Origin of the sequence: Paenarthrobacter nicotinovorans (assembly GCF_007670255.1) — a bacterium.
GTDB lineage: Bacteria > Actinomycetota > Actinomycetes > Actinomycetales > Micrococcaceae > Arthrobacter > Arthrobacter nicotinovorans_B.
This window is the reverse complement of sequence record NZ_SZVS01000016.1, coordinates 26,064-48,601: the sequence shown is the minus strand read 5'-3', so window position 1 is coordinate 48,601 and position 22,538 is coordinate 26,064. Positions and strand designations below refer to the sequence as shown.

General features: G+C 60.9%; 22 protein-coding genes. 8 read left to right on the top strand and 14 right to left on the bottom strand.

The window, feature by feature from the left end; all coding sequences use genetic code 11:
• Nucleotides 1–84 precede the first annotated feature (84 nt).
• The gene (locus FDP28_RS19320) at nt 85–696 is read right to left on the bottom strand and encodes a TlpA family protein disulfide reductase (RefSeq protein ID WP_144663229.1); all 612 of its coding nucleotides are present in this window, start codon (nt 694–696) and stop codon (nt 85–87) included.
• Nucleotides 697–989: 293 nt separating this feature from the next.
• Here FDP28_RS19320 and resB point away from each other — a divergent pair, with 293 nt between their 5' ends.
• The 4 genes from resB to lpdA all read left to right on the top strand — a co-directional run bounded on the left by resB (nt 990) and on the right by lpdA (nt 6,473).
• Nucleotides 990–2,651, top strand: a complete 1,662-nt coding sequence (gene resB / locus FDP28_RS19315) for a cytochrome c biogenesis protein ResB (RefSeq protein WP_144663228.1) — start codon at nt 990–992, stop codon at nt 2,649–2,651.
• Nucleotides 2,651–3,763: a c-type cytochrome biogenesis protein CcsB gene (gene ccsB / locus FDP28_RS19310; protein WP_144663227.1), complete on the top strand. Its 1,113-nt coding sequence runs from the start codon at nt 2,651–2,653 to the stop codon at nt 3,761–3,763. The genes resB and ccsB overlap by 1 nt, the downstream gene beginning before the upstream one ends.
• Before the next feature lie 169 nt (nt 3,764–3,932).
• A complete protein-coding gene (gene lgt, locus FDP28_RS19305) occupies nt 3,933–4,814 on the top strand; it encodes a prolipoprotein diacylglyceryl transferase (protein WP_144663226.1) in 882 nt (293 codons plus the stop codon).
• Between the two features lie 291 nt (nt 4,815–5,105).
• On the top strand, nt 5,106–6,473 hold the full coding sequence (lpdA, locus tag FDP28_RS19300; protein WP_144663225.1) for a dihydrolipoyl dehydrogenase: 1,368 nt from the start codon (nt 5,106–5,108) through the stop codon (nt 6,471–6,473).
• Between the two features lie 113 nt (nt 6,474–6,586).
• Here lpdA and FDP28_RS19295 read toward each other — a convergent pair whose 3' ends face one another.
• The 13 genes from FDP28_RS19295 to FDP28_RS19235 form a co-directional block, all read right to left on the bottom strand.
• The gene (locus tag FDP28_RS19295) at nt 6,587–7,216 is read right to left on the bottom strand and encodes a vitamin K epoxide reductase family protein (protein ID WP_144663224.1); all 630 of its coding nucleotides are present in this window, start codon (nt 7,214–7,216) and stop codon (nt 6,587–6,589) included.
• A gap of 87 nt (nt 7,217–7,303) precedes the next feature.
• Nucleotides 7,304–8,155 (bottom strand): F510_1955 family glycosylhydrolase, encoded by an 852-nt coding sequence (locus FDP28_RS19290; RefSeq protein ID WP_397321070.1) that lies wholly within the window; start codon nt 8,153–8,155, stop codon nt 7,304–7,306.
• A gap of 671 nt (nt 8,156–8,826) precedes the next feature.
• Nucleotides 8,827–9,414, bottom strand: a complete 588-nt coding sequence (locus FDP28_RS19285) for a recombinase family protein (protein ID WP_144663222.1) — start codon at nt 9,412–9,414, stop codon at nt 8,827–8,829.
• Between the two features lie 688 nt (nt 9,415–10,102).
• A complete protein-coding gene (locus FDP28_RS19280; protein ID WP_144663221.1) occupies nt 10,103–10,630 on the bottom strand; it encodes a hypothetical protein in 528 nt (175 codons plus the stop codon).
• A gap of 585 nt (nt 10,631–11,215) precedes the next feature.
• Nucleotides 11,216–11,503 carry a hypothetical protein gene (locus FDP28_RS19275; protein WP_144663220.1) on the bottom strand — a complete coding sequence of 96 codons (288 nt, stop codon included), beginning with the start codon at nt 11,501–11,503 and terminating at the stop codon, nt 11,216–11,218.
• A 412-nt stretch (nt 11,504–11,915) separates the two neighbouring features.
• Complete coding sequence (locus FDP28_RS19265; protein ID WP_144663218.1) at nt 11,916–12,797, bottom strand: hypothetical protein; 882 nt, start codon at nt 12,795–12,797, stop codon at nt 11,916–11,918.
• Between the two features lie 54 nt (nt 12,798–12,851).
• The gene (locus FDP28_RS19260) at nt 12,852–13,772 is read right to left on the bottom strand and encodes a hypothetical protein (protein WP_144663217.1); all 921 of its coding nucleotides are present in this window, start codon (nt 13,770–13,772) and stop codon (nt 12,852–12,854) included.
• A 67-nt stretch (nt 13,773–13,839) separates the two neighbouring features.
• Complete coding sequence (locus FDP28_RS19255) at nt 13,840–14,691, bottom strand: hypothetical protein (protein ID WP_144663216.1); 852 nt, start codon at nt 14,689–14,691, stop codon at nt 13,840–13,842.
• Between the two features lie 171 nt (nt 14,692–14,862).
• Nucleotides 14,863–15,219, bottom strand: coding sequence for a ParB family protein (locus FDP28_RS20640; protein ID WP_186313723.1), 357 nt, complete (start codon nt 15,217–15,219; stop codon nt 14,863–14,865).
• Nucleotides 15,216–16,142 (bottom strand): ParA family protein, encoded by a 927-nt coding sequence (locus FDP28_RS19250; RefSeq protein ID WP_144663215.1) that lies wholly within the window; start codon nt 16,140–16,142, stop codon nt 15,216–15,218. Before FDP28_RS19250 ends, FDP28_RS20640 begins: the two co-directional genes overlap by 4 nt.
• 272 nt (nt 16,143–16,414) lie before the next feature.
• On the bottom strand, nt 16,415–17,452 hold the full coding sequence (locus FDP28_RS19245; RefSeq protein WP_144663214.1) for a hypothetical protein: 1,038 nt from the start codon (nt 17,450–17,452) through the stop codon (nt 16,415–16,417).
• Between the two features lie 406 nt (nt 17,453–17,858).
• Nucleotides 17,859–18,086: a hypothetical protein gene (locus FDP28_RS19240; protein WP_144663213.1), complete on the bottom strand. Its 228-nt coding sequence runs from the start codon at nt 18,084–18,086 to the stop codon at nt 17,859–17,861.
• 89 nt (nt 18,087–18,175) lie between these two features.
• A complete protein-coding gene (locus tag FDP28_RS19235; RefSeq protein ID WP_222120660.1) occupies nt 18,176–18,508 on the bottom strand; it encodes an ArsR/SmtB family transcription factor in 333 nt (110 codons plus the stop codon).
• 303 nt (nt 18,509–18,811) lie between these two features.
• On the opposite strand from FDP28_RS19235, the gene FDP28_RS19230 reads away from it, so the two are divergent.
• The 4 genes from FDP28_RS19230 to FDP28_RS19215 are packed head-to-tail and all read left to right on the top strand — an operon-like array spanning nt 18,812 to nt 22,538.
• Nucleotides 18,812–19,987 carry a MinD/ParA family ATP-binding protein gene (locus FDP28_RS19230; RefSeq protein ID WP_144663211.1) on the top strand — a complete coding sequence of 392 codons (1,176 nt, stop codon included), beginning with the start codon at nt 18,812–18,814 and terminating at the stop codon, nt 19,985–19,987.
• Nucleotides 19,984–20,343, top strand: coding sequence for a hypothetical protein (locus tag FDP28_RS19225; protein WP_260842542.1), 360 nt, complete (start codon nt 19,984–19,986; stop codon nt 20,341–20,343). The genes FDP28_RS19230 and FDP28_RS19225 overlap by 4 nt, the downstream gene beginning before the upstream one ends.
• A complete protein-coding gene (locus FDP28_RS19220) occupies nt 20,343–21,011 on the top strand; it encodes a hypothetical protein (protein WP_144663210.1) in 669 nt (222 codons plus the stop codon). The genes FDP28_RS19225 and FDP28_RS19220 overlap by 1 nt, the downstream gene beginning before the upstream one ends.
• A gap of 3 nt (nt 21,012–21,014) precedes the next feature.
• Nucleotides 21,015–22,538 (top strand): hypothetical protein, encoded by a 1,524-nt coding sequence (locus FDP28_RS19215; RefSeq protein ID WP_144663209.1) that lies wholly within the window; start codon nt 21,015–21,017, stop codon nt 22,536–22,538.

The following is a 22,538-nucleotide window of genomic DNA, read 5'->3' as shown; positions in this document are numbered from 1 at the left end:
AACTTCCTCTCATTCCGCTCCGGCATGGCCGGAGTTCTTCGCGGTCGGACGGAGAGTCCAGGAACCCACCCAGCCCGGCTTTTCCTAGGCCTCGAGTGCGGAAGTGATCAGGGCTTTCAGCGTGCTTTTGTCGAGACCACCCAGAATCCTCGCCGCAACCCGCCCCTCCTTGTCCAGGACAAGGGTGGTCGGTACCGCCTGGGGCGGGACGAAACGGCTCATGGCGAGCAGCACCTTCCCGTCCTTGTCCTGCACGCTCGGATACGTCACGCCGAAGGTCCGCTCAAAGGCTTCCGCCGTCGGCTTCTCATCCCGGACGTTAATCCCGAGGAACTTCACTCCCTGCGGGGAGAACTCCTGGTACAGCGATTCCAGATGCGGGGCCTCCACGCGGCACGGGGCACAGGCTGCGTACCAGAAATTCAGGACCGCGACCGAGCCGGACCAGTCACTGGAGCTGACGGGGGTGCCGTCGTAGAGATTGGCGTCCAGGGACACCGGGGCACCGCGTGATTCTCTGCCATACTCCTGCACCGATCCGTCCCCCGCAACGTAGTTTTTGTTATCTCCCGCTGCAGCCTGCTGGGCGAGGGTGTCCGGTCCTGCGCACGCGGCCAAGGCTGCGGAGGCCACCACAGCCAAGCCAGTGAGAATGCTGCGCCGGGCCGGACCGACGCCGGCTGATGGGGTGTTCATAGAATGACTTCCTCGTTCGTCGGTCCGGATCGTTCAAGCTCGCCGCGTCCCGGGCGGGGTAAGGCCACGCCGCGGGCCCGTACCTGCCGAACCAGCCCCAGCCCGCCCCGTTTCACACAGGGCCTCGGGCTCAGGTTCACCGGAATCGGTTCAATCGTCTTTAAACGATATTATCAGGATGTGTAGTGGTTGGTGAAGGGGAGCCTGAGGCGCCCACCAGCGAAAATTCTACATAAGGTAGAAATGCGGTTTTGCATCCTCACCGTTTGATGATCCGAACTTGGAAGGCAACGATGTCCCTACCTGACGTGCCGGACGCTGCAGCGCCGCCGGTTCCCCCGCCGCTCGGTCCCGCAGGGATGCTGCGCTGGGCCTGGACCCAGTTGACGAGCATGCGGACAGCAATCTTTTTGCTGCTGCTGCTGGCCGTGGTCGCGGTGCCCGGTTCGTTGTTTCCCCAGCGCCCGGCAAACCCTGCCGTGGTCACCCAGTACATCAAGGACCGCCCGGAGTACGGAAAAATCCTCGACGCGCTCCAGCTCTTCGATGTCTATTCCTCGGCGTGGTTCTCGGCTATCTACATCCTGTTGTTCGTCTCCCTCATCGGCTGTGTGATCCCCAGGGCCCGCGCACACTGGAAAGCCGTGCGCTCCGCGCCGCCCCGCACTCCCCGGCGGCTGTCCCGTCTGCCTGAATATGGCACGTTCGCGCTCCCGGCGGACGCCGCTGTTGCCCCGGGTGACGCCGTCCGGGACGCCGCGGCGATACTAAAAAAACGCGGGTACCGGGTCGATATCCGGGACGCCGACGGCGCGATGCCCTCGCTGGGCGCCGAACGGGGATTGCTGCGCGAAGTCGGCAACCTCGTCTTCCACACCGCCCTGATCGGAGTGCTGGTCAGCGTGGCCGTTGGGGGGTTGTTCGGCTACCGGGGCCAAAAGATCATCATCGAAGGCGACACGTTCGTCAACACCCTTGTCGGCTACGACAACTTCACACCCGGGACCAACTTCCAGTCCGCCTGGCTGGATCCGTTCGCCGTCACGCTGGACAAGTTTGACGTCCGTTTTGACCGAGAATCCACCCGGCAGTTCGGCCAGCCCATCGACTTCCAAGCGGCCGTGACGACCCGGAACGGCCCGGACGCTCCCCCGCAACAGCAGGTCCTGAAAGTCAACGAACCGGTCTACTTCGGCGGAACCGGCATTTTCCTTGTCGGCAACGGTTACGCACCCGTCGTCACCGTCAAGGACGGAGCCGGGAACACCGCATTCAGCGGCCCTGTCGTCTCCGTTCCCAACGACGCCGTGTACACCTCCACCGTCGTCCTCAAGGCCCCGGACGCCGCGCCCTCCCAGCTGGGTTTCGTCGGGTTCTTCCTGCCCTCGGCCATCAAGAACCAGGACGGCGTGTCCTACAGCTTCGACCCGGACCCGCTGAACCCGCAACTGAATCTGAACTCCTACTACGGTGATCTCGGGCTCGACACCGGCAAACCCCAGAACGTCTACAACCTGGACGTGCAGAACCTGACCCAACTTAACGGCCGTGATCTTCCCGCCGGTGGGATTGTCCTAGGGCCCGGGCAGAGCTACACGCTGCCGGAGGGCAAAGGTTCGATCAGCTTCGACGGGCTCAAACGCTACATCGGGGTGGACATCCGCACTGTCCCGGGCCAGGACGGTGTCCTGATCTTCTCCGTGGTCGCCGTCGCCGGGCTGATCATCTCCCTGTACGTGAACCGCCGCCGCGCCTGGCTCCGCGCCGGCGCGCATGAGGACGGCCGCACCATGATCGAATACGGGCTGCTGGCACGCGGGGAAGACCACCGTCTCGCGGCCGAAGCCGCCGCAATCCGCGCCGGGCTTGCCGCCCGCTGGAATATCGAAGACTCCCGGGGCGGCTCCGCCCCTACTGCCGCGACAGTCCCTGCCCCAACATCGAAGGAGCACTAGTGCCCGTCATCAACGAAGCCATGGGCCAGTACAGCGAGCTGTTCATGCTCCTGGCCGCAGGAACCTACACCGTGGCGTTCATCGCCTTCGCCTGGGATCTGTCCCGCAGCAGCAAGGCCCTGCGCGCTGTGGACCTCAAAGCCGCAGCCGCCGCACGTACCCACGCCTCCGCACCTGCCAGGATTCCGGTCAGCGCCGGAATCAGCACCGCCGCTTCCGTGGACCGGGCGGCCTCCAGTGTCAGCGGCCCGGCCGGCCGGGCGGAGCGCCCATCCTCGGCTGCCGGCGCAACAGCACCTGAGGCCGGCGGCGCCGGGGACACCGCCGGGGCGGGCATGCGCTACGTCCCCGGGCGGCGGGTCCCGGCCCGTGTGGCGGTGGCCCTCACGGTCCTCGGTGCGCTGATCCACGGCGCCGGCGTAGTGACCCGCGCGCTGGGGGCGGGCCGGGTGCCATGGGGCAACATGTACGAATTCCTCACCACCGGTGCCTTCGTCGCCGCGATCGTCTTCCTGTTGGTGCTGATCCGCCGCGACCTGCGCTTCCTCGGGACCTTCGTCGTGGGCCTGGTGATCATCATGCTGGTGGCCGCGTCCGTGGCGTACTGGACACCCGTGGGCCACCTCGTGCCGGCGCTGCAGAGCTACTGGCTGATTATCCATGTCTCCATCGCCGTATTGTCCTCGGCCCTGTTCACCCTGACGTTTGCCATGTCGGCGCTGCAGCTGGTGCAGTCACGCCGGCAAAAGACGCTCGCGGCCGGGCGCGAGGACAAGCTTGGGTTCATGCGCCTGGTACCCTCGGCCCTGAGTCTGGAGAACCTCTCTTACCGGATCAACGCACTCGGGTTCGTTGGCTGGACGTTCACGCTGATGTTCGGTGCGATCTGGGCGGAGAAGGCCTGGGGCCGGTTCTGGGGCTGGGACCCCAAGGAAGTCTGGACCTTCGTGATCTGGGTCGTTTACGCCGGCTACCTGCACGCCCGGGCCACCCGCGGCTGGACCGGCACCCGCGCAGCCTGGCTATCGATCATCGGCTACCTGTGTGTGGTGTTCAACTTCACCATCGTGAACCAGTTCTTCAACGGCCTGCACTCCTACTCCGGCCTGTAATGGCGCCGCCGGTACCCGACCACGCTTGCCGGCAAAAGGCACGCCGGGCCCCGGCGGCTTCCGTGATCACCCGAGCCGGACCACCACAACCTGCCCGGAAGGGCAGTGCCGACAAGAATCCCTCCCCGGGATTGCCCCTTCCCATGACCGAATCGTAGTGAGCTGACCCATGAAACCGTTCTCCACACCGGATATCTTTATCCCTTCGCCAACGATGAGCGCTTTTGAACTCGGCCCGCTGACGATCCACTTCTACGCCCTCTGCATCCTTGCAGGCATCGCTGTCGGCACCTGGCTCACCGTCCGCCGCCTCAAAGCCAGGGGCGGCACGCAGGAGCAGGCCCTGGACATCGTGATGTGGGCAGTCCCCTTCGGCATCGTCGGCGGCCGCTTCTACCACGTGGTCACTGACAGCCAGCTCTACTTCGGCCCAGGCAAAGACCCCTGGGGTGCCCTGCGGATCTGGGAAGGCGGACTCGGCATCTGGGGCGCCGTCGCCCTCGGACTCGTCGGGGCAGCCATTGGCGCCCGCCGCACCGGAGTCCCTTTCGCTGCGTTCGTTGACGCCGCCGCTCCCGGACTGCTCCTGGCGCAGGCTTTGGGTAGGTGGGGAAACTGGTTCAACAACGAAATCTACGGCGCACCCACGGACCTGCCATGGAAACTCCAGATCCATGCGATGGACCCAACTACAGGGAAAGCAGTTGCGACGCCGGAAGGCGCACCTGCGATCATCGGTTACTTCCAACCGACTTTTCTCTACGAATCCCTCTGGTGCCTGGCCGCAGCGGCCCTGCTGATGTTTCTGGACCGCAAATACAAGCTTGGGGCCGGGGCGGTTTTCTCGCTCTACGTCGTTTTCTACACGGCCGGCCGGTTTGCCTTCGAACTGCTCCGCTCCGATTACGCCAACACAATCCTGGGGGTGCGCATCAACACGTGGGTGTCCGGTTTTGTCCTCATCGCCGGCCTGGCCCTCTTCCAAACACTCAGATCCCGTCCCCGGTCCAAAGTTGAAACGGGTGCCACAGTGCCGGACCCTGCTCCCTAAACGACCGGAACAAACGGTATCGCAGCCTACCCCGATGTTCAGGTGACAATCGTTCGACAAACATCACACCGGCCCCAAATCAAATCATGCGGTCCGGGAAAAGACTCCCCCAAAGAATCGGCATTGAGCATACTATCGGGACACGACTCACACTCTGGACGCCGTGTAGAGGCGGTGCCTTTCATGGCGGCGGGGCAGGCAGGCCACCACGACGACCCTTCCATTCCCTGTAGCCACGACCCTTGTCAGTAGCGGGACCGCCCCTCGACTTGCTCCACCGGGAGGAACAACATGACCTATGACCTCGTAGTCCTCGGAGGCGGCAGCGCCGGGTACGCCGCTGCCCTGCGCGGGGCGCAGCTGGGCATGAAAGTGGCCCTCGTTGAGGGCGATAAACTCGGCGGAACCTGCCTGCACCGCGGATGCATCCCGGCCAAGGCCCTGCTGCACTCCGCAGAAATAGCCGACACCATCCGCGAGAGTGAAGCATTCGGCGTGGAGAGCACCCTCGGCCGTATCGACATGGCCGGGGTGACACAGTTCAAGGAAGGCGTCGTTTCGCGCCTGTACAAAGGGCTCCAAGGCCTCGTCTCTTCCCGCAGCGTCGACCTGATCCAGGGCTGGGGCACACTCGCCGCCGCTGACACGGTGGAAGTCAACGGCACCCGTTACCAGGGCAAAAACATTGTGCTGGCGACCGGGTCCTACTCGAAATCCCTGCCCGGCCTGGACATCGGCGGCCGGGTCATCACCTCCGAACAGGCACTCGAAATGGATTACGTCCCCAAGAGCGCAGTCATCCTCGGCGGCGGCGTCATCGGTGTGGAATTCGCCTCCGTCTGGGCTTCCTTCGGCACCGACGTGACTATCATCGAAGCCCTCCCGCGCCTCATCGCCAACGAGGACGAATCCCTCTCCAAAGGCCTCCAGCGGGCCTTCACCAAACGCGGCATCAAGTTCCTGACCAACACCATGTTCGCCGGCGTCACCCAGAACGATGACGGCGTCACCGTCACCACCCAGAACGACAACACCCTGAAGGCCGACGTGCTGCTCGTGGCCGTGGGCCGCGGCCCCGTCACAGCGAAGCTAGGCTACGAGGACGCCGGCATCCCCATGGAACGCGGCTTCGTGCCCACCAACGACCGGCTCCACACCGGCGTCGGCAACATCTACGCCATCGGGGACATCGTGCCCGGCCTCCAGCTGGCCCACCGGGGCTTCCAGCAAGGCATCTTCGTCGCCGAAGAAATCGCCGGCCTCAAGCCTGCCCCCATCATCGAATCCGGCATCCCGCGCGTAACCTACTCCGAGCCCCAAGCTGGCTCCGTCGGCCTCACCGAGACCCAGGCGAAGGAAGAATTCGGCGCCGACGGCATCGAGACCGTCGAGTACAACCTCGCCGGGAACGCCAAAAGCCAGATGCTGCAGACCGCCGGCTTCATCAAACTCATCCGCCAAAAGAACGGCCCGATCATCGGCGTACACATGCTCGGCGCCCGGGTCAGCGAGCTCATCGGCGAAGGCCAGCTCATGGTCAACTGGGAAGCCTACCCCGAGGACGTCGCCAGCCTCATCCACGCCCACCCCACCCAGAACGACGCCATCGGCGAAGCGGCCCTCGCCCTGGCCGGCAAACCACTGCACACCCACGGCTGACCGACGCCCGCCAGGTTCGGCCCCCTCAAAAGCCCTCACCAGCAGTACAGACGCGGAGTCGTGAAAGGGCCACCCGGTGCCGCCGGAACCACCAATTTAGGTGGTGTCCCCTCCTACATGTTGGAGGGGACGATGAGGTACAGGAACCGGAAAAAGATTGACGCGATGACTGCGACGTAAAGAAGGGCCGTGATGATCCAGCCCCAGTCCTTGATGGTCCGGGACACCGGCGCAGGCAGCGGGATGATTCCGTGGGTGAGGTTGCGGATGGTCACCCAGACGAAGAGTGGGATCATCGCGGCCCACACGATCATGCATAGAGGGCATAGGATGCCGATGGCGTACAGGGCCTGGCTCCACAGCCAGACCACGAAGGCGAACCCAAGGGTGACGCCAAGCTGCAGCCCGATCCAGTACCACCGGCCGAAGCGGGCCCCGGCGAGCAGCCCGACGGCCGTGGTGATGATGACGGCGAAGGCCACGATGCCGATGAACATGTTGGGGAATCCGAACACGGAGCTCTGCCAGGTTTCCATGACCTGACCACAGGAGATCCAGGGATTTACATCGCACACGGTTGCGTGGCCGGGATTCTTGAGTTTTTCCAGTTTTTCAAGAACGAGGGTGGCGGATGCGGCCCATCCCACCGTACCCGTGATCAGGAGCAGCCATGCGAACGGCCGGGCCCGGGCGGCGGTCGGGATGCTGGATTCATCGGTTTCAAGGGGTTGTAGCTTGTTCATGGTTCTCCTGTGTGTCAGGTGCAAGAAAAGGGGGCGCCTGCGGCGTGGCCGGCAACGAAAAACAGCCCGGCCACGCCGGTATCGGGGCTACGGGCGGAAGGCAGAGAACGATTTTCCGCCGTCACGGGAGACCTGGAGGCCTCCGCTGGCAAAGACCCACACGGATACGGCCCCGCCGGTGTCGGCCGTCGCGTAGAGCGCTTCGACTTCACCCGCAATCGAGCCTGTTTCGGTCCAGGTCAAGCCTGCGTCGGAGCTCGTGTACACGCTGCCGTCCGGAGCAACACCGACGGCGACGTCCGGGGATGCCAGGGAGGCGAACTGGACAATCGGGGAGCCGGCTACAGGTACCCAGCTCCGGCCGCTATCGGTCGATCGCTGAACTCCTGATTCGGTAGTTGCCAGGACAGTCGAAGTCTCCGGCCGTCCGGCGAGAGCCGCGACCTTGAGCTGGGCACCTGTCGGTGACCAGGACTTGAAGTCTGTGGTGGTTTTCAGTCCTCCGTCGTAGCCGACCACGCCGTCCCGGGTGACGGTCAGGGCGTGAAAGTCGGAAATCCCTTCGTTTGATAGCGTCGTCCAGCTTGCTCCGGAGTCTTCGGAGCGGACCAATCCGAGCGGATTAATTTGCTTGGATCCGGGACGGGGGTGCCCGGAGGCGTAGAACACGTTTCCGTCGCCGGTGAAACCCATATAGTCATTGGCTTCGCCCACCAGTTTCGGTGTTCCCGTGGAGTAATCCAGTACCCCGTTGTGCGTAGCCACAAGCACCTTGCTGCCATCGGTGCTGGCGTAGATTCCGTGGGCGTGACCAGGTGCCGGTGCTGTCGATGACTTATCGGGGGAAGTTGGACCAGGTTGAGGGGCGCTGCAGGCGCCAAGGAACAGGGGTCCGGCCACGGCAACAGCGATTGCTGCGGTGGCACGGGAAGATGGCATGCGGAACAAGAGGAACTCCTGATGGTGAAGGTAAGCACAGCTGGAAAAGGTGAGCGGCCATTGGCCGCCGGCCGGGGGTCTCCGGATGAAGGCACCCAGGAGAACGGCGACCGGTTCCCGTGCTTACGTTCGCAGGATTGAAAGTTGCGACAGGTCCGGCGGCAGAGAGGGAGAGGCGTAGCAGAGGTCCCAGACCTCTGCCCTCTCAAAGCCGACGGAATAACCCATGGAAGCGGGCACACTGGCTGGCGCCAGGATCGGGGCCGCCTCCGAGGGGGTTGAACGTCCACTTTGTATCGGACATTCCGGTGCCGCAGTACACGGCATATCGTCCATCGAGACCGAAGCGGACGCCATGCCAGCGGAATGGTGGATCGTTGCCCCATGGCCGCTGGGACTCATACCAGTTGAGTTGCCACCCAGCGCACATAACAGGAGCGCCATTCCACATAAGAGGGCAATCATGCTGCGCGTGGCACGGCAGAGGCGGACGCGGGGTATCGCGTGGAGCACCCCGATCACCTCACAATCCCGTCCATCAGCCCGGTCTACCGGACAAAATGATTGTTCCACATTGCACAAAAGGGGTCCGTCGCTGGCCTCACGGCCGTTGACAAGCCCAAGTGTCCAAGGCCCCGTCCACGCCCTCTACAAGGAACTCACCGACAGCATTAAGGGGCGAGGCGGAACTTGGCCTGCTGGTGCCGGTACAGGGTCGCCCGGCTCCAGCCAACGAGTTGGGCGGCTTGTTCTGCGGTACGTCCTTTAGCCCGTTCCTGCTCCGCAATTGCGAGTTTGCCGGCGATCACTGACGGATCCACGGCAGGCCGACCGAACTTGGTCCCGTTTGCCTTAGCAGCGGCGATGCCGGCGTTCACTCGTTCGGTGATTAGCTCGCGTTCGTAGTCAGCCAGGGTGGCCAGCATGTTGAGCATGAGCCGGCCTGTACTTGTGGTGGGATCAATCCCGTCGGACAGGGAACGTAACGCCACCCCCCTGCCCTGCAGTAGGTTCACTGTGTTGAGCACATCGATCAAAGACCTGCCCAGACGGTCCACCCGCCATACCACGAGGGTGTCTCCCGGCTCGGCATACTCAAGAAGGTTCTTCATCCCCGGCCGTTCGACAGCAGCCCTACTCCCCGAAGTCACATCAGAGAAGACATCCCGTCGTTGCACCCCGGCAGACTGCAATGAATCCAACTGTAGCTGCGCGTCTTGGGCGGCTGTGCTGACTCGCGTGTACCCGAGCATCCTCATTCCGCTATTCTGCCTCATTAACACCCATGCCTAGGGCAAGCGAGACACTTTATAGTGAGACGACTTGTCGAGGCATACCAGGGCGGAGAAAAATCCCGGGAATCAGACTCGTCGTTCCGTCGTCGACATTCCAGAACTCTGGCCCGCTTACGTCTCGTAAACCTTTAGTTTTCCGAGACGCCACCAATGAGCTTTCTGGGACCTTGACGCAACGAGTCAGTGTCATCCGCAACCTTTTCCCGCGCCTCGTGGGCACCCTGTCGTTGGGTGCTCACGCGCGCACAAACTTCAGGTACTGGCACAATTCAAAGCGTGCAGATTGATAATTCCGGAGATTGGGTCCTCGAACCGGCAGGCCGACCAGGCGGCGGCACGTGGTTACTAACCAACGAGACCGGTGAAGAAGCGCGGCACGTTCACGTGGGGATCGACAACCGTGATGCCCTACGCGTCGAATCCCTGATGGAGCACCTGGACGACATAACGTTCGCGTGGGTGAACTCACCAGGCGAGCGAGTCAGGGTCGGCTGGGCGTCCAACAAAGCTCCTAGACTCCTAACCTACATCCCATTCCCCTAGCCTGCTCGCCGGGCCATCAGGCTCCGACGGGGGCCAGGAACATGTAGTGGTGGCGTGGATCCTCGACGGATATTGGGTCAAACTCGAACCCGGGTGCACCTCCGGCCTGCTATTTGTCGGCCCAGCGTTCGTGGGCGGCTTGGCGGCTGATTCCTGCGGCGCGTCCGATGTCGGTCCAGGAAGCGCCGGCTGCCTTCGCGGCGGCGACGGTTTTGTCCAGTCGGTGCCCGGCTTGACGGTGTTCCTTGGCGGCGGCTTCGACACCGAGGATCGCTTCAGATGGTGCGAGGTGGACCATCCACTCATCCTGGACAGCCTCCTCCACATGTTCGGAAACGAAAGCTCCGTCCCCTGGCTGGCAGTATTCTCGCCGGGAGCCGAAATCGGCCTCTTCAGGCGTGAGTACTCTTTGCCACAGCTCTCCTTGCCACCCACAGGTGCAGGCCCCCCGCCAGCTCATGATGAGGTCGTGAGGAACGATCTCCTCGTCAGGGTGGAATTCGCCTGCTGGCTTGTAGTGCCCGGTGATCCCGTGGAACAGCATTCCCGCCCCGGTCGAAGTCCCTGTGAGCCGCCCGTCGGGCGCAACGGCCGCCACCCAGCCCTCATGTTGGTAGTCGTTTGATGTCCATCCCACGCGTCTCGCCTTCCCGTCAGGGTTCCCTGACAGGAAGTGTGACATGTGCCTACGACAATGAAAAGGGCGCCGCATCGGTGGCCCCGTCCCTGCTGTCATTAACATGTTTGGCCGCGACGTGCCGACTATTGTCTGGGTGGGCTAATAACCCAGGCAGCCCTGATTTCCCCGTTACGCTTGAATCACCAGGCAAAAGCCTGGGGTGCCGTTAAAGAACAATGGACCCGATTGCACTCGGGTCCTTGTTCTGAGCGGTGCGCTCATTGGTGCGGTAAGAGGGACATAGCCTCGAACGCCACACTTTGAGTCTATGGCCCTACGCACGTAGGGTGCAACGTTGTTGTGCCCACAAACACGTGCGTACCGTGCCCTGTTCCTCCGGGAGGAGGTGCCGGCATGGAATCCAAACGGAAACGTGACGAACCATGGGGCGCCTGGAACCTGGTAGTCAACATCATCAGGCTAGCCGTTGATGTTGTCCGCCTGTTCTGGCACAACATCCCCTAGCGGGAGCGGTGGCCGCCAGCTTGCTTCTGGCGGCCACCGTCACTTGAACAAATCCGTTTCCGACGCTTGAATCCGCATTCAGTCAATCTGCTCCTGGAACGAGACCATGACTAGGGCAGATGCGATGTAGTGCGTGACCTGCACATTCTCATGCCCAATGATCCCCGCCGGCCGCCGTTCCACGGCAGGCACCGGCGTCACGGTGTGCGAGGCAGGTTCAGCGGTCCACAGCTGGTCCCCCGCTTCCTTAAATACGGTCACGAGATCCTTGAGGTTTTTGTCGAGTCGCTGTGCGAGCTGCTTAACGGATTCCTCGACGGTGGGCAGCGGGTCCGTCACTACGTACACAGTTTCGATGTGGCTCATCGGCTCTTCTTTCTCATGATCCGCGGGCGCCGGATCCCTAATAGGCTTGCCAAAGACAGCATCACTCCCCAACTCACGGCACCAAGACCAAGCATGAAGGCTGCGTCGCCAGCGAATGCCCAATTTCCCTGATTCACGGCTTTCCCAAGGGCCTGGGCAGCCAGGATGAGGTAAATCCCGGCGCAGACCCAGCCTGAGAGCGCCAGGCTGAAACCCACGATTAGTCTCTTCATCAGAATGCGCCCTCGAACCTGGCCAACGTCAGAGTAAGGCCGATAATGCTCATCGTTAGCTCCTCTCGGCTCTCAGACCTACCGCTCGGTCACCGTCAACATTGGATTCGTGCAACATGTGTGAGCACACTTCTCGCGGCGTGTCACCGCAGAGATCCAGGGTGCCCGTAACCCGCCGTTTAGGAGGGGTCCTGAAATTTGAACCCAAAGGGCGGAGGTGTTGCTAGATTGTCCCTAAAGTCCGCAACCTCATACGCCCAGTTAGTAAGGCTCTTCACCGGGATTGGACCGCCTTTTTCGATTGCTTCTTTCAGGTCCTCTCCTCTTCTCAAGAGATCAAACACCAGAACCCTGTGGGGTCCTTCTGTTTGGATTCGCAGGAAACCCAGCAAGCCCTCAACATCCTGAAGGTCCGGAAATGACCCATGGGAGGGTGCGGGGGCGTCCTTCCAAGTTCCGGTTTTCGCTGGCCTGGTCCTTGAATCAATGCGTTCGACTTTTTCTTCCAGCTTTTCAACGATGGCCACCAAGGCCTTATCAGTTCCTCCCTCGGCAGTACTGACCTGCTGCCGTTGAGTCCATTCCCGGAAAGCCGAAGCCACAGGGTTCAGCATCTGTTCAAAGGAGCCGGGCGGCGGGACATGTGTTGCTTTATCCCTGAGCTGCTTCACTGCCTCCTGGGCTTCGTCCACTTGGAGCCCATACTTCACAACTCGACTGTCCTTTATGTCGAATGGAATAGGACCCTCATCAGCGGTCATAATGACCACCTTCTTAGCTGCCGCGTGGGCTAGGGCTAGCTCGTACATGACATTCGGGTTGAGGCCGGTTATGTCGGCAACGCAAAGGTCCGCTTGGAGTATGCGTCCGAGCATTGATTCCGTGATGGCATACGGTGAATCTTCCTCATCGGCCCGTACGACGTTGTACTCCGACTCAGGCAGAGCTTCACGAACGATGTACTTCAGGAACAAGTCCGCGTGCTTTCGTGGCTGGCTGCCCGGACTTCCGATGGGGGAAATGACGAAGACCTGCTTCCTCTTTGCCGGTTTATCAGTCACGGTGCTCTCTTTCGGAAGAGTGGGACGGGAGATGCCTGGTTGAACACTGACTCATCAAAGGACGAACTTAGCCTGTGAATAAGTGGGTCTTTGGCCCAGACGTCCGCTTACTTTGAGTAGGTAGACAATGAGTGATCCGAGCCGTGCGAAAAGATAGTCGTAGGCTTCGCAAGGCACTGTGTGGGTGCCGGTTTCATGGTGCCGGATCATGAAGTCGTTGCCCAGCTTGGTCAGCGTCATCATTTCAGCGCTCGTCACCTGCCGGAATGCTTCATTGTCGATGTTCTCCAGGAGGACACTGGAGCTCTGTTTCTTATTGCCTTGGACGTCAACAGTCTTCAGACGTGTGAAGGCGTCCCACAGTTTGTCTAGGCCCAAGCCGCGGTCCTTCTCCCTACGGGAAATGAATAGCTCCTTGGCATGGAGAAGTAGCTTGTCCAGGTCGTCATCGCCGCTTGCCGGAGTCAGCTGTTCAAGGACCTGCCGCACAGCAGGGGTTCCGGTCCTAGTGATTTGCAGTTCAGGGGACAGCTCAAACATGGTCCCGCCACGGTGAAGGATGGCGTTCACTTCCTCCCGAAAAGCGGTACGCCCGGCCTTCTCATCAAAGGAGAGCTCATGGTGCTTCATGAAGCCATGCCATTCCCTGTTTTCAGCCTTTGATAGCCGGGAAGCCGCGTATTCAATTAGATCAAACGTGACCTCGTCCGTTTGCTCGTAGACAAAACCGCCGTACTCCCCCTCTTCAAGTCCGGGAATGAGCGCCTGAACGTTGCTCCACAACGCCGCACCGTTCGTCCCACAGATCCCGTTCCCATCGTCGCACTGCTCAGGAAATCTCTCGGCAAACCAATTCTTTTCAATAGTCGCGATGAAAAGATGGAGAAGGCCCTTGGAAGTTGCCTCCGGTAGTTGTTCGTGGATTCGAGGAGTCGGACCGTTGATCCGATCCGAATAGAACTCAGTCTGTGTCATGCTTTCTTACTCCTTGGGGGCAGCAGCGATGGGACTAGGGTTACGCAGTCTTCTTCCCTTACTGCTCTCACCAGGTGAACCGTGGGTTCCGAGACGAGCGGGATTCTCCAAACGTACCTAGGGGCTCTGCTCCGAGTGCACCTTCCAAATCATCCAGCGAGAACTGAGGTATGTGAGCGTTGTACTGCAGCGGTAGCCTACCTTCAGCGAAGACCGTAAGGTGCCCTTCTTCCTGGCGGAAGAAGGGGTCTAAACTCTCCCGGACCAGGTCTCCAAACAGATTGATGTAGCGCGTGATTTCGAGGGCGAGGTCTGAAAGGTATGCACGGCGATCTTTGTACTTCGCCAGTAGAGCGTTGTAGAGCTCGGGATCCCAGTTGGGGATCCGGTAAAACGCTGGATATATGCGCCGGTTTCCGCTCGGAGTGAGCTCTGCATACACGTTGAACTCATTGAGCAATTCGTTCAAGAAGAGCCCGATATTGGCAATCGCAGCTTTGAGCCGCGGCCGTCCTGGCGGCATGGGTCGCGTCGCAATCCACAACGCGCACTCGCGAAGCCTCTCTTCAGTGACAACGGCCAAGCTCATCGGGCTCCCGTCGAAGAATGGGCTGACCTCGCGCGCCCAAGTATCCAGTCCGAGCTTGGCAGGCAGTTGGTCAACAATTTTTGCCCAGCGGACGTCGTCCTCATCGGCCTTGGTCCCCAACGAAGCTAGTACCCACGCTTCGTGGTCTTCCTTGATCTTCAGCAAAGACTCCACTGTGTGATCCTCGGGAGCCTTGTCGATGAGCGTGTGATCAGTGGGGCAAAGCAGAATTAGATTGCTGTAATGATCGCGCTCTGCCGCAGTCAGCGAGGATTCGCCGCGTGGCCCGTCAGGCTCTCTCGCGACGATATGCGCCTCCTCGCCGACCACGATGGAGCCGGTTGTCTGCTCAAGCTCCTGTGCAAGCGGCCTGCGGCAACTGGGCCAGGAACAATGGTTGGCCGCGTTGCCCCAAAGCAGCTTTCGCGAAAGCGTTGATATAGACACTCAGATTCTTTCCATTCTACTTGCAATACTGTCAATGGTTGTATTGACGTTAGTTCAAGGAGCCAGCTTCCGCCCGGGCGCGAGCTTTCGGGTACCACCGGGGAACTGCTCCCCTTCGTTGTAGACCCGCTCTCGACGAAGCACTTCATTCATCACGGCGCGGGTAATGAACTCAGACCACGACACATCCATCTCTTGACCACTAGTGGCCTGGTATGCGGCCTTGGCACGCTGCCGATCGATCAACGGCATGTAGAAGGTGACCTGTTTGGTCTCCCCTATTCGGGGCTGCAGCACCTCATCCTGCCGTTCGGGAGACTCTTGTGCTGGCCTATTGGCTCTAATCAAGTTCTGGACCCCCGCGGCCGGCCTGCGAGGTGGAGGCCCGATGGGTTCACGTTTCTGGCTCATGAGACGACGCTCCTTTGTTCTGCGGCTTCCAATCGGGCGACTAGCTCTTGTGCCACGCGATGGAGGTCCTCCGCCACGTTGCCCGCGGAGCGTGGTTGACTCGCTTCTACTTTGGCCGTCCCCCGCAGAACCTCGTACCACTTAGGGCCGGCGTTGACCTGTTCTTCCAGCTCATGGACAAGAACACCCCGTTCGCGGACTGCCTGCGCGGGCGATTCCGCGTGGCGGACCATATTCTCAAAGAGCACTTCTTCGCTGCCGAAAGCCTCAACGATGGCCTCACGGACGGTACGCTGCACGGTCCTCGCTGAAGAAGAAGTCGCCGCGATGATGACCCCTAAAAGGTCGATACCAGGGTTGACGTCAATAACTGAGTCCAGTCGCTTTGCCACGCCTAACAGTCCCTCACGCCCTCCCCGATCCGTCTTGGTGGGAACGATGATTTGCGCGGCTGCGCCAAGGGCCGCCAATTGCAGAGGTTCATTCCCTGGCGGGCAGTCAATGAAGATGATGTCGTATTGGTCCGCCACCAGCGCCAAGGCGGCCGCCAATGCCAGCTTGGCCTTGCGACCATCTTTGCCGGCAAGCGATACCAGGCCGGCTGCTGCCTGGTCCAGGTGTGACCCGCCCGGTACGACATCAAGATTCGGACGAACATCCTTGACCGGCGTTAACGGAGCACCGAACATGAGACTTTGCGCCATACCCAGGCCGTCATCATCTGTCGACGTGTGCCTGTATCCCAGATCAAGCCCGAGGTTACCTTGGGGATCAAAGTCGACAAGCAGGACGCGCCATCCAGAAACCGCCAAGAGACCGCCAAGGTTGGCTGTCAGTGTGGTTTTCAGAACGCCACCCTTGCCGTTGACGAACGCGCAGACCCTGTCCAGGCCGGTCCGGTCGAAGGGCTGATTAGTAGTCATAGCGCCTACCCTACTGTCTTTACTGTCATTGCTATCGTTACTTGCATCGTGTCGCTGCTATTTTTGCCAGTAACGATGTCAAAGACAGCAAAACTGGCATTGCTGTTATTGACAGTAATTCCCTCAAAGGCACCAATACTGGCATTGCTTGTAATGCCAGTATTGGGGGTAAATTGAGGCACATGGGCCAGTGGTGCCACAAAGCGGCCGCAAGACCTGCGCGGAGTCTCTGCTACAAGCGACGAACAAGATGAGTGCATTGAAGTCGGTGCCTAACTCATCTGAGCAGCAGATTGGTGCTGGGCAAGTAAGGCCCGCCAACCACCAGCTGGGGGAGTGTACTGGTTTCGTTCAGCCCGTTCGCGGCTGCGGCGTTCCTCAGCAGCTCGTTGCTCGGCAGCACGCTGCACCTGTGCCGCAGCCTGCTTTTGGCTGGGAGAGCGGTAAAAACCTCCATCGGGGCGGATCCATTTGGCGAGGCGGTGCTTGAGCCAGGCTCCCACGTTTTCGACGCCAGTATCGGCGTCATGGTGATACTTCGCATCAGTGTTTGGTCTCCAGAAGATGGCGTGGAGAATGTCGCTAACAGTCCAATCTGCTCGGAAGAACGGCCGGCAGATGGCGGCCACGTGCGCCGTCGAGATGCGACGTAGCGATAAAGACCTAAATTGGATCTCTAAGGAGGCTAGACGCTCGGCCTCGCGGCGCTCACGCTTGTTCTTGGCGTTTGTCGTCGCATGAGGATCCCAAAAAGGTTCTTGTCGATTGGCGAGTTGGTGATTGATGACGCGACGCTGTGCGGCGCGTTTTGAAGAAGTGAGCGGCGGAGCCGCTTCCGTTTGAAGTTTTGAACTTTCGTCCTCCCGCGCGTGCGGGGGGTTATTAACAGCCCTAGTGGGCACCGGTACGCTACTTTTTTCCACATCCTCTGTCTGGCCTGCATCCAGCGGCTCCAGGAGGACGTAGATGGCCGCTTCATTGTCAGTGCGTCCGCTGGACTTAGGTGTGAACTCTGCTGTGCGGCCTGTGGCCACCACTGCGAGGGCTCTCCAATCGCGAAGCCGCCGGAAGTAGTTTGAGATGCTTTTCTGAGGAAACCCGAAGCGTTCCTGGAGGCGCTGCCAGAGGGGCATCATGGTCATGCTGGCGGGGTCAAACCCGGGGCATTGCGCGAGAGCGTTGACAAAGCGCCAGATGTTGGCTTTGAGGTCCTTCCGGGCCAGCTGGTACTCGGGAATGTTCTGGATGCTGCGGAGCCATCGGATGATGTGTCGTGCGGGCTTGTATCCATCAGGTACGACGGACCACACGGCACGGTTGCTGCGCTCCTTGGCCTTTCGTACGCGCCGCGGCTTGTGTTTTTCAGGTCGCCCCTTGCGGCGCTTCCGCAAAGGGGCAGAGCTGGCGTTAGCTGGGGCGTTGACTTTGGGTTCTGGGAGGTCAGCCCCGAGTGCTACGACGTTGTCTGAAGACAGGAGCAGACGCTTTGGGCCTTCGTCCTCTGTAGCTTGACAGGAAACACGCACGGGGGTGTGCATTGACGACGGCAAAGGTGCCGGTACCATAGGGGAGACAAGACCTTTCTGCGAAGGGTGTGAAAAAGGGAGCGTCCTCGTTAGAGGAAGCTTCGAAAAAGTTCAGATTTTGGTCCCGCCAAGAACTCGATCTGAACTTGAATACTTGGAAACGGCTCGCCTAGTGCGAGCCGTTCTTCATTTAAGCTGCGGTGATGGGCAGTACTCCCTTTTGTTGAGACCACCAGGTTGGCAGTCCTTCGGGTGTCGCTTCCGCGTCTACGTGGTCGATCATGGCTTCCAAGAACACCGCGCTGGAAACGCCTGCTCTCTTTGCCAGGGCATCGAGACGCTTCTTATGCGCTCGTTCAATCGCCCATCCCAGCCGGACGGGCTCTTTCCGGGTACCCCACGGGAGTCGGTCAGCCATGCCCTAAATCTAATGATGTATGTAGACCGAAATGGAGAGCGACACGCTAGCGGCGCGCAGTTTAACGATGCACTTGGGAAAGCTGGCGGCTACTCCAGAAGCTTTAAGGCGCGGCCGAGAGCTTCGTAGTGCTTCACGATCTCCTCGCGAACAATCGCATACCGAACTCGCTTGCCGAGTCTATCTTCCACTCGAAGGCTTTTTGGTGGGTCGGCTGTGACCGTTCCCGTATCCGCGAGTTGATACAGGTGTGCCTTGACCGTGGGGCGTCCTAGTCCCGTTCCTTCCGCGACTTCCGCAGCGGTGGCTGGCCCATGCTCGGCCAGGAAACCAAGAACGGCAACCTTGGCATGGTTGCCGCCGAACGCGTCAATGGCCGCCTCCAGGGAGGTGGGTACATCGGGGCGGACGTAGCGGGGCATGGGTTCTATCATGCCGCAACTTATTCAAGGTGATCATGATTAGACCATAGTGCATAGTTAAAGTATGCGCTATGGTCTAAGTGAGTCTGATTGACGAAATCCGTCACAGACTCGTGAAACCTGTCACTTATGACTGGTGTGACATGCGAAAGCAGGCGGTCTCGGGCACAATCGGCCGCGCGACAGTTCCACTCGATGGACATTTTGTCTGGCCTCGCTGGTACGGGTGGAGACAGCTGTGTTTGTAAGGTGCAGGGCTAATTTGAGCCTTGTTTGGGGAACTAGGAAGGTGGGACCTTTCCAATGACAGAGTTGAATTTTCCGGGTGCTCGACGCTCGGGCATGTATGTAGAAACAGAAGAACGGCCGGATCCGGTGTCCGTGGCAACCGAGGCTCTTGAGGAACCTGCGGACCCTTTTATCGAACCGGACGAGGTGGGGGACCCAGCTCCGACTCGGGGGCCCAAGACGAAGCACGCGACTTCGACTGTCCAGACGTCGGCATCCGAACGGGTACCGACGCCGGACTCAGATGATGAGGACGCTGAACCGGCGGCCCCAGCGAAGGAAGGCTTCAACGGTTTCCTGAATCAGATCTTCGGTGGGTTGTTGAAGCTTGCCCCGTCGGCCAAGGAACTGGCCGCACGGGACCTCGCGGCGTCCCAGAGCGGCTTTGAGGATCTGATCCGACAGTCCAGCTGGACACGGGCTGTCGGACTGCTCGTGGCCAACAAGAAGGGCACAGCCGGCAAAACCCCGCTTTCGATCCTTCTTGGCGGAGTTCTCGCGGCGATCCGGGGTGGATCGGTGGCGATCCTGGAGACTTCGGACGACAAGGGCCAGCTGGCCTATCGCGCTGAAGGCGATCCTCAGTTGGGCATGGGTGAACTGGTCGCCAACATCTCGGATGTTCGTACACAGTCACAGCTCCGGGGTTACACCGTGACACAGACAAGCTTTGCCTCGGTGATCGGCTCCACACCAAAGTGGCGGCCGCCGCTGACCAAGGAAAACGTCCTCAAGGTTGCGTCGATCGTCGACGAGCACTTCACGATCCGCGTGATGGACACAGGCAACCAGTACAGCTCCGGCCCGTTCGGCGCTGCCGTGGAGGTAGCTGACGTACTCGTTATCCCCACCATGCTGGCTCAGGACGCTGTGTCCGAAGCCCTTGAACTGCTGGAGTTTCTGGAGCACCAGGGCGAGGACGCCGCCCGCCTGGCACGGAGCGCGATCGTGGTGATGATGTCCGACGGACGCCCCGAGTTCAAACCCTCGAAATTGAAGAAGCAGTTCATGGACAAGGGCATCGCTGAGGATCACATCTACTCGGTTCCCTACGACTCCCATGTAGCTGAACGCGGTGCGCTCACGCTCTCCAAGCTAGCCCCGGCCACCCGGCAGGCCTTGACGGCCATCGCTGCTGGCGTTGTCGCCCAAACCAACCAGAACGTCTTTGAGAAGGATCAGAACCGATGAGCGTCATTCTTTCGACCTTGGCAGAACTGTCAACGACCGTGGACCCCTCCGCCATCATTCAGGCCGGCCCGGTACCGATGATCGACAACCCCTTTCCCGGCATCCCTGACTTCACGTCCCTGGGCGGACGATTCACCGAGTGGTGGCAGCGCCTGTTCGCTGTGCTCTGGGGTCTGGCCATCATCATCGCCGGCGTTTACCTGATTATCGGCCTGGTGGCCATGGCCAAAGCTGATGCCAACAACCCCCACGCCCACGCGGAGGGTAAAAAGAAGGCCGGAGGAGCTGGCATTGGTCTGGCCTTCTTGGCAGGTTTCGCGGTCGTCGTCGGGGCAATCCTCGCGGTGGCGGGCTAATGGTTCGCCGTAGCTCGACTATCACTGCCCGGCGCGGATTCCCGCGCTGGGCATGGATCGTTGTTGCCGCCGCTGCAATAATCGCTCTGGTTGGGGGAGTGGCCGCTTGGTACCAGGCCAACCCGCAAACCAGCGGACCTGCAGCGGCACCGTCCGCGACCAGCGACGTCGCCACCACACCCAACGGCTGCCTCGCAGGCAAGTCCAACGACGCCACCGGCCTTCTGAAGGCGCAGAAGGAAGCACCGCACACTGAAGCAGGAGCGGTTGGATTCGCGGCCGCCGTCCTCCGGTGGATCGCCCAGTACCCCCGCCCGAGCGTTGCCGATGGGACCAGGGTGTCGGGAACCATCCTCGCGGAGGGTGCAACGGGGACGGTAGCGAACTTGGCCGCGAACTTGGCGGCAGCTAAGCCTCTTCCCGGGGTTAATTCCGGATCCGTGAACTTCGCTGATGGAAGGTTCGCAATCGAAGAATCGACCGCCGACATGGTGCGCGTTACCGTCGGCGGGACCGAAGTCCGTAATGGAAAGCCGACCGGTCAGAAGATTGCTTCCACCGTCACGGTTGTCTGGGAAGAGAACACGTGGAAGGTCCGCAGCGACGGAACCGAGCGGACTCTTGACGATCTATTCGCCGATGGTTCCGCGTTTTCCGGGGGGTGCTGATCCATGTTCATGCAGATTCCGATGGAAGATAAGCCGGATGGCGGAGGGCTTGTAGGCGGTTTGATTGATGCTGCCGTGGGAGCCGCCAACGCTGCTAAGCCTGCCGCTGATGCCATTAGCGGTGCGGTGAATTTCGCGGCTGATCCTTTGGGGTCCATCTTCACTGCCACCCGCGCAGGTGCGCAGGGCTTGGCGAAGGACCTCGTCCCGGCCCTGGCCCACGCGACAGAACCGGATCTGACAGCCGACTGGTTCATTAAGGCATATGCGATCAGCTTTGCCCTTTCGATTATCGTGTGGGGCTTCCTACTGCTGTTTCAGTTTGTCGCGGTGGCCCGCGGCACCCTGGCAGGCCAAGAATTCCTTGAGGTCCTAACGACAAAGACCGGTTTGTTCTTCGGCGGCGCTATTTTCGGGCCTCTGATCGGAGTCATGATCGTGAAGGCTCTGGGTGCCCTTTCGGACAGCCTTATCGACTGGGGGATCGTGTCCTCGTCCGAGCGGATGCTCGAAACCATGGATTCGATGCTCAAAACCGACGCCGCCGCGATACCGGGCGGGGTGATCGTCGGCATCCTGCTGATGGTCTGCATGATCATTGGCCTGTTCGTGGTTGTGATCATGCTGGCCGTGATGTTGGTGACTCTGTATTTCTCGGGCGTTATGGCCCCGCTGGGCATGGTCTGGTTCACGTCGGCCAAGCACGGCTCGTTCGGCCGAAAGATTCCGCTGTTGTGGTTCGGGATTCTTGCCTGCCATCCGCTTCTGTTCTTCATGCTCGGCATTGCATACAACATGATTGCCGCGTCGGCGTCCTGGATGAAGTGGAGCGATGGGTTGGGAACGCTGATGAACATCATCGCGTCCTTTATCGCGTTGATGATCGCCGGGTTGGCTCCCATGATGTTGCTGAAGTTCGCTCCGGTCATGCCTGCGGGTGCGGCTGGCCAGAACGGCCCCTCGCTGACGCCTCCGCAAAAGGAGTATGGGCCTCAAAGCATGCGGGACGCGAAAAACATGAACCGCGGCGACTCTACAGGGAGCGATCCGGCCGACGGCGATTCATCGACGGCAGGTCAGAGATCGGCTTCCCAGGATCAGGCATTGTCCCCGGATGAGGGCTCGCTTGTCCGTAAGCTCCGGGAATTGAACGGCGGCTCACCGGCCGATGCGGGATCCACCCCTGGTACTCCTGCAGCAGCGACTACGGGCTCTTCGCCTGAACCGGGCAGCGCTGGTGCCACGCCCGGCGCCGGGGTCCCGAAGCCGAGTGTTGGTGCCGGGGCTGGGGCTGGCTCCAGTGGTGCGGCCGCCGGAGGCGCTGAGGGCATGGCCGCGGCTGGTGCTGCTGAGTCATCGACCGGTGTCGGCGCAGCGATTGGTGTTCCTACGCTCCTTGCGGCAGGTGCCATGGCGGCGGCGGAGAAGGCCAAGGAGGCCGGTGAGGCGGCGACCCGTCTCGGTGCGGCCGGGGGAGAGTACGCGGCGGGCGGAATGGAAGACGAAACCGAACGGTACGAGGGATAA

Excerpts from the sequence above, each read along its gene's own strand:
- FDP28_RS19320 (WP_144663229.1), bottom strand. The coding sequence starts at position 696 with ATGAACACCCCATCAGCCGGCGTCGGTCCGGCCCGGCGCAGCATTCTC.
- resB (WP_144663228.1), top strand. The coding sequence starts at position 990 with ATGTCCCTACCTGACGTGCCGGACGCTGCAGCGCCGCCGGTTCCCCCG.
- lgt (WP_144663226.1), top strand. The coding sequence starts at position 3,933 with ATGAAACCGTTCTCCACACCGGATATCTTTATCCCTTCGCCAACGATG.
- lpdA (WP_144663225.1), top strand. The coding sequence starts at position 5,106 with ATGACCTATGACCTCGTAGTCCTCGGAGGCGGCAGCGCCGGGTACGCC.
- FDP28_RS19295 (WP_144663224.1), bottom strand. The coding sequence starts at position 7,216 with ATGAACAAGCTACAACCCCTTGAAACCGATGAATCCAGCATCCCGACC.
- FDP28_RS19290 (WP_397321070.1), bottom strand. The coding sequence starts at position 8,155 with ATGCCATCTTCCCGTGCCACCGCAGCAATCGCTGTTGCCGTGGCCGGA.
- FDP28_RS19285 (WP_144663222.1), bottom strand. The coding sequence starts at position 9,414 with ATGAGGATGCTCGGGTACACGCGAGTCAGCACAGCCGCCCAAGACGCG.
- FDP28_RS19275 (WP_144663220.1), bottom strand. The coding sequence starts at position 11,503 with ATGAGCCACATCGAAACTGTGTACGTAGTGACGGACCCGCTGCCCACC.
- FDP28_RS19260 (WP_144663217.1), bottom strand. The coding sequence starts at position 13,772 with ATGACACAGACTGAGTTCTATTCGGATCGGATCAACGGTCCGACTCCT.
- FDP28_RS20640 (WP_186313723.1), bottom strand. The coding sequence starts at position 15,219 with ATGAGCCAGAAACGTGAACCCATCGGGCCTCCACCTCGCAGGCCGGCC.
- FDP28_RS19250 (WP_144663215.1), bottom strand. The coding sequence starts at position 16,142 with ATGACTACTAATCAGCCCTTCGACCGGACCGGCCTGGACAGGGTCTGC.
- FDP28_RS19240 (WP_144663213.1), bottom strand. The coding sequence starts at position 18,086 with ATGGCTGACCGACTCCCGTGGGGTACCCGGAAAGAGCCCGTCCGGCTG.
- FDP28_RS19235 (WP_222120660.1), bottom strand. The coding sequence starts at position 18,508 with ATGCCCCGCTACGTCCGCCCCGATGTACCCACCTCCCTGGAGGCGGCC.
- FDP28_RS19230 (WP_144663211.1), top strand. The coding sequence starts at position 18,812 with ATGACAGAGTTGAATTTTCCGGGTGCTCGACGCTCGGGCATGTATGTA.
- FDP28_RS19225 (WP_260842542.1), top strand. The coding sequence starts at position 19,984 with ATGAGCGTCATTCTTTCGACCTTGGCAGAACTGTCAACGACCGTGGAC.
- FDP28_RS19220 (WP_144663210.1), top strand. The coding sequence starts at position 20,343 with ATGGTTCGCCGTAGCTCGACTATCACTGCCCGGCGCGGATTCCCGCGC.
- FDP28_RS19215 (WP_144663209.1), top strand. The coding sequence starts at position 21,015 with ATGTTCATGCAGATTCCGATGGAAGATAAGCCGGATGGCGGAGGGCTT.